Source organism: Vibrio sp. Y176 (genome assembly GCF_033438945.1).
Genome location: NZ_JAWOQS010000399.1, coordinates 1 through 770, shown reverse-complemented (window position 1 = coordinate 770; position 770 = coordinate 1). Strand labels below are relative to the sequence as shown.

Below are 770 nucleotides of genomic sequence, written 5' to 3'. Positions count from 1 at the left end.
TTTAAGTGGTTCCATTCCCAAGCTACTGAACACCACTCCATCGGCAAGCAACGCTGATTTCACGGTTACCATTTGCGGATACTTTCGCGCAGTGATCATCGAACCATCGGCTTTGGCAATCATAAAACGACGGTCAAAACTCAACCCTTGTTTTTCTACCCATGCGGACGAAAGCGACACACCTCCGACTGATTTAACCGGAAAAACATTGATTTGGGATAAAACGGGTTGCGACATAGCCTTCTTCCTACGGGTGATCTTTAATTGTTGCAGTATTGTATACCTAAATGACATTAAGATGCAGATTCACGCATTAGCATTTATCCCAAAATCAAACCTTTAAGAGAGAAAACGGCTTGGATTTACTGAGATGCCTTTACTACACTCAGAATTCACATTTTTTAACACTGCTCTGACCAAATACCATTTGATAAAGTGTGATACGAACCCCATAATGCGCCTTATTTTTGACGACATCCATTCATTGACTTGGAGCTTTACCCATGGATACAAAAAAACTGATTCTAATTTTGCTGTGTATCTTTCTTCCACCGGTAGCGGTTTACATGGAAAAAGGTCTGAATAAAGACTTCTTCATCAACTTGATCCTAACTTTCTTCTTCTTCCTACCAGGTACGATTCACGCACTTTGGTTAACGATGAAGTAACCACTTACACTCCTACTCTGTAGAAAAGTGAAAAATGGGATGAAATGTGAAGGCAATTCCTCTATCATCCTGTCGCCTAAGCGCAAGCGTTTGCTCCAAAAG

General features: G+C 41.0%; 2 protein-coding genes. One reads left to right on the top strand and one right to left on the bottom strand.

The annotated features are described in order from the left end of the window. Positions 1-237: MOSC domain-containing protein (locus R7O13_RS26295; protein ID WP_318305133.1), on the bottom strand; the 237-nt coding region annotated here is incomplete at its 3' end. A 266-nt stretch (positions 238-503) separates the two neighbouring features. Here R7O13_RS26295 and R7O13_RS26290 point away from each other — a divergent pair. Then, positions 504-668, top strand: a complete 165-nt coding sequence (locus R7O13_RS26290; RefSeq protein ID WP_005480188.1) for a YqaE/Pmp3 family membrane protein — start codon at positions 504-506, stop codon at positions 666-668. The last annotated feature ends 102 nt before the right edge of the window (positions 669-770 follow it).

Excerpts from the sequence above, each read along its gene's own strand:
- R7O13_RS26290 (WP_005480188.1), top strand. The coding sequence starts at position 504 with ATGGATACAAAAAAACTGATTCTAATTTTGCTGTGTATCTTTCTTCCA.